Annotated in this window: 8 protein-coding genes and 1 tRNA gene; 2 read left to right on the forward strand and 7 right to left on the reverse strand. The window is 63.2% G+C overall.

Annotation, left to right across the window (positions count from 1 at the left end):
* Positions 1 to 7: 7 nt before the first annotated feature.
* Both VSR68_RS11410 and rpoD read right to left on the reverse strand, forming a co-directional pair.
* Positions 8 to 95: transfer RNA gene (locus VSR68_RS11410), tRNA-Ile, on the reverse strand.
* Positions 96 to 281: 186 nt separating this feature from the next.
* Positions 282 to 2,327, reverse strand: a complete 2,046-nt coding sequence (rpoD, locus tag VSR68_RS11415; protein WP_342939951.1) for an RNA polymerase sigma factor RpoD — start codon at positions 2,325 to 2,327, stop codon at positions 282 to 284.
* A gap of 61 nt (positions 2,328 to 2,388) precedes the next feature.
* Here rpoD and VSR68_RS11420 point away from each other — a divergent pair, with 61 nt between their 5' ends.
* Entirely contained in the window at positions 2,389 to 2,736 is a 348-nt protein-coding gene (locus VSR68_RS11420) for a hypothetical protein (protein ID WP_342939952.1), read from the forward strand.
* Between the two features lie 24 nt (positions 2,737 to 2,760).
* Here VSR68_RS11420 and dnaG read toward each other — a convergent pair whose 3' ends face one another.
* The 4 genes from dnaG to VSR68_RS11440 all read right to left on the reverse strand — a co-directional run bounded on the left by dnaG (position 2,761) and on the right by VSR68_RS11440 (position 7,045).
* Entirely contained in the window at positions 2,761 to 4,647 is a 1,887-nt protein-coding gene (gene dnaG / locus VSR68_RS11425; RefSeq protein ID WP_342939953.1) for a DNA primase, read from the reverse strand.
* A gap of 117 nt (positions 4,648 to 4,764) precedes the next feature.
* Positions 4,765 to 5,211, reverse strand: a complete 447-nt coding sequence (locus VSR68_RS11430) for a GatB/YqeY domain-containing protein (RefSeq protein ID WP_342939954.1) — start codon at positions 5,209 to 5,211, stop codon at positions 4,765 to 4,767.
* A gap of 309 nt (positions 5,212 to 5,520) precedes the next feature.
* Positions 5,521 to 5,733, reverse strand: a complete 213-nt coding sequence (gene rpsU / locus VSR68_RS11435) for a 30S ribosomal protein S21 (RefSeq protein WP_012403240.1) — start codon at positions 5,731 to 5,733, stop codon at positions 5,521 to 5,523.
* A 76-nt stretch (positions 5,734 to 5,809) separates the two neighbouring features.
* On the reverse strand, positions 5,810 to 7,045 hold the full coding sequence (locus VSR68_RS11440) for an NAD(P)/FAD-dependent oxidoreductase (RefSeq protein ID WP_342939955.1): 1,236 nt from the start codon (positions 7,043 to 7,045) through the stop codon (positions 5,810 to 5,812).
* Positions 7,046 to 7,180: 135 nt separating this feature from the next.
* Here VSR68_RS11440 and tsaD point away from each other — a divergent pair, with 135 nt between their 5' ends.
* The gene (tsaD, locus tag VSR68_RS11445; RefSeq protein WP_342939956.1) at positions 7,181 to 8,206 is read left to right on the forward strand and encodes a tRNA (adenosine(37)-N6)-threonylcarbamoyltransferase complex transferase subunit TsaD; all 1,026 of its coding nucleotides are present in this window, start codon (positions 7,181 to 7,183) and stop codon (positions 8,204 to 8,206) included.
* Positions 8,207 to 8,302: 96 nt separating this feature from the next.
* On the opposite strand, the gene folE2 is transcribed toward tsaD, so the two are convergent.
* Positions 8,303 to 9,109 (reverse strand): GTP cyclohydrolase FolE2, encoded by an 807-nt coding sequence (gene folE2 / locus VSR68_RS11450; RefSeq protein ID WP_342939957.1) that lies wholly within the window; start codon positions 9,107 to 9,109, stop codon positions 8,303 to 8,305.
* Between the last annotated feature and the right edge of the window lie 106 nt (positions 9,110 to 9,215).

Below are 9,215 nucleotides of genomic sequence, written 5' to 3' on the forward strand. Positions count from 1 at the left end.
TGATTTCTGGTGGGCCGGGTGGGATTCGAACCCACGGTGTCCTTTCGGAGGCGGATTATGAGTCCGCTGCCTGCAACCAGCACGGCGTCCGGCCCAACGATGCTTCACGACGGAAGCAGGAGGGGACCAACAAAAAGACCCGGTCTGAAGGCCGGGCCTGTTCGTTGATTGGCCGACATACTACACGAAAAAAGGGCTTCCGTGATCGCTTCGCTGAACAAAGCGATCGGGAAGCCCCATGCGCAGATCGGCTCAACGAGCAGCCAACGAACGCACCTCGATCAGTTGCCTTCGAGGAACGACTTCAGCTTGTCCGAGCGGCTCGGGTGACGCAGCTTGCGCAGCGCCTTCGCCTCGATCTGCCGGATACGCTCACGCGTCACGTCGAACTGCTTGCCGACCTCTTCCAGCGTATGGTCGGTGCTCATTTCGATGCCGAAACGCATGCGCAGCACCTTCGCTTCGCGCGGCGTCAGCGAGTCGAGCACGTCCTTCACGACATCGCGCATGCTCGCGTGCAGCGCGGCGTCCGACGGCGCGACCGTGTTCGTATCCTCGATGAAGTCGCCCAGATGCGAATCGTCGTCGTCGCCGATGGGCGTTTCCATCGAGATCGGCTCCTTCGCGATCTTCATGATCTTGCGGATCTTGTCTTCCGGCATCTCCATCTTCTCGGCCAGCGTCGCCGGATCGGGCTCGAGGCCGGTCTCCTGCAGAATCTGACGCGAGATGCGGTTCATCTTGTTGATCGTTTCGATCATGTGAACCGGGATACGGATCGTGCGCGCCTGGTCCGCGATCGAGCGCGTGATGGCCTGGCGGATCCACCACGTCGCGTACGTCGAGAACTTGTAGCCGCGGCGATATTCGAACTTGTCCACCGCCTTCATCAGGCCGATGTTGCCTTCCTGGATCAAGTCAAGGAACTGCAGGCCACGGTTCGTGTACTTCTTCGCAATCGAGATCACGAGACGCAGGTTCGCCTCCGTCATCTCGCGCTTCGCCTGACGCGCCTTCAGTTCGCCCGCCGCCATCTGACGGTTGGTTTCCTTCAGGTCCTTCAGCGGCAGCACGACGCGCGCCTGCAAGTCCAGCAGACGCTGCTGCTGTTCGCGTATAGCGGGCACGTTACGCGACAGGATCGCGCTGTACGAGTGGTTCTCGGCGACGATCTTGTCGGCCCATTCGAGGTCCGTCTCGTTGCCCGGGAAGCGCGCGATGAACTCAGCACGCGGCATGCCGCACTTGTCGACCACCGTATGCAGGATCTGACGCTCGACCTGGCGCACTTCGTCCACCTGCGCGCGCAGCGTGTCGCACAGACGCTCGACGGTACGCGCGGTGAAACGGATCATCATCAGCTCGTCCTGAATCGTTTCCTGCGCCTTCAGGTAGGACTTGGACTTGTAGCCTTCCTTTTCGAACGCGCGGCGCATCTTGTCGAACCATTCGCTGATCAGCGCGAATTTTTCGAGCGACAGACGCTTCAGTTCTTCGAGCTGCGCGGCGTTGGCCGTCGCTTGCGCGGCGCCGTCGTCGTCTTCCTCTTCTTCGTCCTCGTCTTCTTCCGCTTCTTCGTCTTCGTTCTCGATCGCTTCGGCTTCCTGTTCGGAGAAGCCGTCCGCGTCTTCCGCGTTCGTGTCGATCAGGCCGTCGACGAGCTCATCGATGCGAATCTCTTCGTTCGCGACGCGCTCGGCCATCGCGAGAATATCCGCGATCGTGGTCGGGCACGCGGAGATGGCCATCACCATGTGCTTCAAGCCATCTTCGATGCGCTTTGCGATTTCGATTTCGCCTTCGCGCGTGAGCAGCTCAACGGTGCCCATCTCGCGCATGTACATACGCACCGGATCGGTCGTGCGGCCGAATTCGGAGTCGACAGTGGAAAGCGCGACTTCCGCTTCCTCTTCCACTTCATCGTCCGACGAAGCGTTGGGCGCGTTGTCGTTCAGCAGCAGCGTTTCGGCATCGGGCGCCTGCTCGTAGACGGCGACACCCATGTCGTTGAACGTGCTGATGATGCCTTCGATCGCCTCGGTTTCTGTGAAGTTGTCCGGGAGGTGGTCGTTGATCTCGCCATAGGTCAGGAAGCCGCGCTCCTTGCCGAGCTTGATCAGCGCGCGCAGCTTCGAGCGGCGCTCTTCAAGCTCCTCGACGGTGCCAGGCTGCGAAGACGCGAACGCGTCCTTGAGCAGCGCCTTTTCCTTTGCGCGGCGGTCGCGTGCCCTGGCCTTTTCGCCTTTGCCCGGAGCGGGGGTTGCAGCTGCTTCTTCGCTCTGGGTTGCGTCGTCATCGACGGATACTTCGTTCAGCTTTTTCGTCATGGAGTTCGCCATACCGGCTGTAGTCTCGACTGCCGGCTGCTGGACAACAGCCGGTTGAACCGTGGATACCAAAGACTCGCGGGGAGCCGCATCGTCCTGCGCGACATCCGCTTCCCTTTCGCTTCTGACTCCTTGCCGCTTCGCAACCGACGCCACCGACTTCGATGTCACCGATGCCGCTCTCGCGGCCGAAGAGGTCGAGGCTTTCTTCCTGGCTACTGGCGTGGCGGTTTCGGCAGACGCCTTTCTGACGGAAGAAGCCGGCCTGGCTGCGCTGACCCTGGTGGTCTTTTTCGGCTCCTCCGAGCCTTTGCCTGTCGCCCTTTTTCCGCCTGTAGTCTTTACCATTGCAATCGCCTTTTATCGCCTTTGCCTGGAAAACAAAACCGCTGAGAACCTTTTATTATAGCACCCGGGTTTCAGCCCTTCCCTTTCACTGTCCGAGCTGACGCTTCATGTCAGCGCGCTTTTTCATCAGCTCCGTCAATTCCGAAAACTCCTCGGGGGTATGCCTCGACTGACGCGACAATTGATCCAGCCGCTCGCAATACGCGTCATAGCGCATCTTCAGAATGGCGGCTTTCAATTCCTCACCGGCAAGGCGCTCGTGCTCACGCCGCTCTTCGGCGACCGTCGCGTCCTCGGGATTCTTCAACAGCAGATCCCGGACGTTTTCATCATAGTCCAGAATTTCACGGAAGATTTCCTCGAAGGTGGGGGCGTTCGCCCCGTTTCGCAACAGATCGGACAACAACTGGAATTCCGCCGTGTCGCCCAGCCCGCGCGCGTGCGTCGTCACTTCCTCGAACAGTTCGCCGTGCCGCGTGACCTGTAGCAGCGCCTGCTCTTCTTCTTCGTCGAGCGCCGCGACGATGCGCGGATGCATCACCAGATTCCGCAGCGCCCGCTGCTCGATGCCCGTGACGCTGCGGCGATCTTTGCGGGCAGGCGCGCTGCGTGCTACGGCCGCGATCCGCGCATCGACTTCGCATAGCGCGGCCACTTCCTCGAACGGCACGTCGAGCCGGTCCGCGAACATATGCATGATCTGCGCGCGCAAAGCGTTTGCGGGCAGCATCTGCAAGAGCGGCTTCGCGTCGAAGAGCGCCCGCGCTCGTCCTTCGGGCTGATCCAGTTCCTTGCCCGCCAGCACTTCGTTCAGCAGGAACTGCGACAGCGGCATGGCGCGGCGCACCTGTTCCGCGAAGGCGTCAGTGCCGAATTCGCGCACGTAGCTGTCGGGGTCGTGCTCGGCCGGCAGGAACAGGAAGCGGATCGTGCGGTTGTCGGCGGCATGCGGAAGACATGCGTCGAGCGCGCGGCGCGCGGCGCGGCGGCCCGCCGAATCGCCGTCGAAACTGAACACGACTGTGTCCGTCTGGCGCATCAGTTTCTGCACATGAATCGGCGTGCAGGCCGTGCCCAGCGTCGCGACGGCGTTCTCGAAGCCCAGCTGCGCGAGCGCAACCACGTCCATATAACCTTCGACGACCAGCACGTAGCCCTGTTCACGGATCGCGAGCCGCGCCTCGAACAGGCCATACAGCTCGCTGCCTTTGTTAAATAAAGGCGTTTCGGGCGAATTCAAATACTTGGGCTCGCCGCCGTCGAGCACGCGTCCGCCAAAGCCGATCACCTGGCCCTTCACGTTGCGGATCGGGAACATCACGCGTTCGCGGAAGCGGTCGTAGCGCCGGTTCTGTCCCTGGGCATCGGACTTCTCGCTGACGATCACGAGGCCCGCCTCGACGAGAGCGTCGTCCCGATAGTTGGGGAATGCCGCTTCGAGGTTCTGCCAGCCGTCGGGTGCGTAGCCGAGGCCGAAGCGTTTCGCGATTTCGCCCGTCAGGCCGCGCTTCTTGAGGTACTGGATCGCGTTCGGCGCGCCGCGCAGTTGAGTGCGGTAAAAGTCGTTGGCCGTCTGCATCACGTCGGTGAGCGCCGTCGCGACGGCCTTCGATACGGCGGGCGCGTGGCCCTCGCCTGCCGAGCCACCGCCTCCCGAGCCGCCGCCGCGCATCGGCGCGGGCTCCTGCGGCACGGTCAGACCGACGGATTGGGCCAGCTCGTTGACGGCTTCGGGAAACGACAGCCCGGCGTGCTCCATCAGAAAGCCGATGGCCGTGCCATGCGCGCCGCAGCCGAAGCAGTGATAGAACTGTTTAGTCGGACTAACGGTGAACGAAGGGCTCTTTTCGTTATGAAACGGACAGAGTCCCATGAAGTTCGCGCCGCCCTTTTTCAGCTGCACATACCGGCCGACCACGTCGACGATATCGACGCGGTTCAGCAGGTCTTGCAGGAAGGAATGCGGAATCACAGTGGTGACGCGGCCTTAAAAGGAGTGAGGCACTGGGGTAAGGCACCGACGCAAGACACGGCCGCCGTGCGCGCAGCCGCGAAACAGCAGGCACGCACGGCGAAACCGACGGCCGGCTTATTTCGACAGCGCGGCCTTGACCTGCGCGGACACGGCCGTCATGTCGGCGCGGCCGGCGAGCTTCGGCTTCAGCACGCCCATCACCTTGCCCATGTCCTGCGGACCGGCGGCGCCGACCTGCGCGACGGCCGCCTGGACTTCGGCGGCGATTTCCGCGTCCGACAATTGCTCGGGCATATAAGCGCTCAGCACGGCCAGTTCAGCCTGCTCCTTTTCGACGAGATCGGCGCGGCCGGCCGTTTCGAACTGGGCGATCGAGTCCTTGCGCTGCTTGATCATCTTGTCGATGACGGCCGTTACGCCGGCGTCGTCCAGTTCCACGCGATCGTCGACTTCACGCTGCTTGATGGCAGCGAGCAGCAGCCGGATCGTGCCGAGGCGCTCGGTTTCGCGCGCGCGCATCGCTGCTTTCATGTCGTCGTTGATTCGGACCTTGAGACTCATCGTTCACCTGATTGCGTGGAGTTAAAAAAGCGGGTGAAGACGCGGTGCAGAGCGCAAAAACCCGCTTGGGATCGTTCCTCAAGCGGGTTAGTACCCGGGCTGGAACCCGGGTTGGTCCAGATACACAGTGAATTCGCTGAATTCGCGCATCTGGATGCGGCCTGACGGAACTCTGACCGAGGCGGCCCGGGGCCGTTTGGGTCCGTTCGAGGCCGGTTGCCGCAGCGCCGGCACGCCTATGCGCCGTCACCTTGTGTGAGCCGCTGCTTTCGCGGAAACATCGGGCGAGAGCCGCGCCTTCACGTTGAATCAGTAAAACTTCTTGGGCAGTTGCTGGCTGCGCAGGCGCTTGAAATGGCGCTTCACTGCAGCCGCCTTTTTCCGCTTTCGCTCCGACGTCGGCTTTTCGTAAAACTCGCGCGCACGCAGTTCGGTCAGCAGGCCGTTCTTTTCGATCGTGCGCTTGAAGCGGCGCATCGCGACTTCAAAAGGCTCGTTTTCTTTTACGCGGATAGTCGTCATCTTTCAATAACGGAGCTTGGCAAAGAAGGGAAAGTATAGCAGGTGTTTCGCACAATCGTATGACGGTGTCAAGCCCTTATTTTGCGAGCGCCAGGCCCTGCATTCCGACGTATTCGGCGGCCGCCTGGCCTGCCGCGACGCCCGATGCCCACGCCCACTGGAAGTTGTAGCCGCCGAGCCAGCCCGTCACGTCGACTGCCTCGCCGATGAAGTACAGGCCGGGCGTGCGCGCGCTCATCATCGTCGCCGACGACAGCTCTCGCGTATCGACGCCGCCGCGCGTCACCTCGGCTTTCTTGTACCCTTCGGTGCCGTTCGGCGTGAGCGTCCAGCGCGACAACGCCTCGCCGACCCGCCGCAGCGACTTGTCGGGCAGATCGGCAAGACGCGCTTCGGCGGGCACGCCGTGCGTTTGCAGCCAGACGTGCGCGAGGCGCGTCGGCACCCATTCGGCGAGCAGATTCGCGATCTGCCGCTTCGTCGCGCTTTTCGCCTCCAGCAGCGCCGCGACGGCGTCCTGCTCGGGCAGCAGATTGATGTGCACGGGCTCGCCGGGCTGCCAGTAGCTTGAAATTTGCAGCACGCCGGGACCGGACAGTCCGCGATGCGTGAGCAGCAGATCTTCGACGAACTCGCCGCCCGACTTCTTCGCGCCCGTCGCCAGATGCACTTCCAGCGACACGCCCGAAAGCTCCGAAAACGGTTGCCAGTCGGCGGGAGCAAACGTGAGCGGCACAAGAGCCGGCCGCGTGTCGATCAGCTTGTGTCCGAACTGCTTCGCGAGACGATAGGCGAAATCCGTCGCGCCGATCTTCGGAATCGAGAGCCCGCCCGTCGCGACGACGAGCGCGCGGGCGCGGATCGGACCGGCGCGCGTATCCAGCGTGAAGCCATCGGAATCGGCATGGCGCACCTGCTCGACGGCGAGCGGCCGGCGCCACGCGATGTTGCCGGCGTCGCATTCGCTCTTGAGCACGTCGATGACGGCGTCGCTCGACTGGTCGCAGAACAGTTGGCCCTTGTGCTTTTCGTGCCACGTCACGCGATACTGCTTGAGCAGCGCCATGAAATCGCGCGGCGTGTAGCGCGCCAGCGCGGAACGGCAGAAATGCGGATTCGCCGACAGATAATTCGCGGGCCCTGCGTAGAGATTCGTGAAGTTGCAGCGGCCGCCGCCCGAGATGCGGATCTTTTCGGCGAGCCGCGCCGCGTGGTCGATCAGCACGACGCGCCGGCCGAGCTGACCCGCCACCGATGCGCACATCATGCCCGCCGCGCCCGCGCCGATTACGGCGATATCGAAGGATTCCATGGGGCTGCATTGTAACCGGCGCGACGGGCGACTCCGGCGCCGCAACGCCCGCGCTGCTATACTTTCAGGTTCCTTTTTGATGTTTCAGGCGCCGTTTTCCGGGCGCTCCGACTGTCTCCGACTGGCGTTCGAATCATGCTCGTTCTCGGCATAGAAAGTTCCTGCGACGAAACCGGCCTCGCGCTCTACGACACCGAACGCGGCCTGCTCGCGCACGCGCTGCATTCGCAGATCGCGATGCATCGCGAATACGGCGGCGTCGTGCCGGAACTGGCGTCGCGCGACCATATCCGGCGCGCGCTGCCACTGCTCGAAGAAGTGCTGGAGCGCTCGGGCGCCGCGCGCGGCGACATCGACGCGATCGCGTACACGCAGGGCCCGGGTCTTGCGGGCGCACTGCTGGTCGGCGCGAGCATCGCCAATTCGCTCGCGATGGCGTGGAACAAGCCGACCATCGGCATTCATCACCTGGAAGGGCATTTGCTGTCGCCGCTGCTGGTCGACGCGCCGCCGCCGTTTCCGTTCGTCGCGCTGCTCGTGTCGGGCGGTCATACGCAGTTGATGCGCGTCACCGACGTGGGCGTCTACGAGACGCTCGGCGAAACGCTCGACGACGCCGCTGGCGAAGCCTTCGACAAAACCGCGAAGCTGCTCGGCCTCGGCTATCCGGGCGGACCGGAAGTGTCGCGGCTCGCCGAATTCGGCACGCCCGGCGCGGTCGTGCTGCCGCGTCCGATGCTCCATTCGGGCGACCTCGATTTCAGCTTCAGCGGATTGAAGACGGCCGTGCTGACGCACGTGAAGAAACTCGGCAGCAATGTCTGCGAGCAGGCGAAGGCCGACCTCGCGCGCGGGTTCGTCGACGCAGCCGTCGACGTGCTGGCCTCGAAGTCGCTGGCGGCGCTGAAGAAGACGAAGCTCAAGCGTCTCGTGGTGGCGGGCGGCGTCGGCGCGAACCGGCAGTTGCGCGAGGAGTTATCCGCGGCGGCGAAGAAGCGCGGCTTCGACGTGCATTACCCGGACCTGTCGCTGTGCACCGACAACGGCGCGATGATCGCGCTTGCGGGCGCGCTGCGGCTGCAACGTTGGCCCGCTCAGGCCGCGAACGATTACGCGTTCACGGTGAAGCCGCGCTGGGATCTGTCGTCGCTGGCGCGCTGAGGCGTTTTTCACACGACGCCGACAACGGCGCCACGCACAATGCAAAACGGCCGCTCATCGCTGAGCGGCCGTTTTACGTTGAAGACGGTAAAGCGATCAGGCCGTGCGCTTGTCGTTCTCGATCACCGCATACGCGCTGTGATTGTGGATCGACTCGAAGTTTTCCGCTTCGAGCACATACGCGACGATCCGACGATCCGCGTTCAGACGTGTTGCGACGTCGCGCACCAGGTCTTCGACGAACTTCGGATTCTCATACGCGCGCTCGGTCACGAACTTCTCGTCGGGACGCTTGAGCAGGCCCCACAGCTCGCACGACGCCTCTTCTTCCGCGATACGGATCAGATCTTCGACGGGCATGTCGTCGACCAGTTCGGCGTCGATCGTCACGTGCGAGCGCTGGTTGTGCGCGCCGTACTCCGAAATCTTCTTCGAGCAAGGGCACAGGCTCGTCACGGGCACGAGCACTTTCAGGAACAGACGCGTCGCGCCGTTGCGCGAATCGGCCGTGAGCGTCACTTCGTAGTCCAGCAGACTTTGCACGCCCGACACGGGCGCCGTCTTGTTGACGAAGTACGGGAACGACACCTCGATACGGCCCGCCGGCGCCTCGAGCTTGTCGAGCATCGACGCGAGCATCGCGCGGAACGCGGACGCATCGAGCGGCGCCTTGTTCTCTTCGAGCAGCGCGACGAAGCGCGACATGTGCGTGCCCTTCACCTCGGCGGGCAGATGGACATCGAGATTCCACGTGCCGACGGTCGGCTGAACGTTGCCATCCGGCGTGCGGACCGTCAACGGATGACGCACCGCCTTCACGCCGACCCGTTGAATCGGAATCTGGCGGGTGTCGAGCGTGCTTTGCACGTCGGGCATCACGAAGGCGGGGTTCATCTGGTTCATGTTCTTATCCTCAACTGACAGCGCGAATCGATGCGCAAAACGACAACCGCCGGCTTGCGCCGGCGGAGCCCAGCGGGTACGCGACCCGCCGATTCATATTGGAGTA

The organism is Paraburkholderia phymatum (genome assembly GCF_038900715.1).
GTDB classification, from domain to species: Bacteria; Pseudomonadota; Gammaproteobacteria; order Burkholderiales; family Burkholderiaceae; genus Paraburkholderia; species Paraburkholderia phymatum_A.